At 55.0% G+C, this 269-nt stretch carries 1 protein-coding gene; it reads left to right on the top strand.

Going from position 1 to position 269, the window contains the following annotated elements; genetic code table 11:
• The coding region (locus ACTHSP_RS23740; protein ID WP_440347203.1) for an LpxL/LpxP family acyltransferase at window positions 1-269 on the top strand (269 nt) is incomplete at both ends.

Genomic DNA, 269 nt, shown 5'->3' with positions numbered 1-269 from the left:
CTGCCCGACCAAGACTTCGGCCGCAACGATTCCATTTTCGTCAATTTCTTCGGCATTCAGACGGCCACGATTACCGGCCTTAGCCGTATCGCCGGCATGACCAAAGCCAAAATCATTCCCGCCATCCCCACGCGCGAAACCGACAATACCGTAACCCTGCGCTTCCATCCGGCTTGGGACAATTTCCCGACTGAAAATGTCGAAGCCGACACCCAGCGCATGAACGACTTCATCGAAGAGCGGGTACGCGAGCATCCCGAACAATATTT

This window comes from Neisseria sp. P0001.S005, from assembly GCF_051963715.1.
This window is presented reverse-complemented; position numbering and strand designations above follow the sequence as displayed.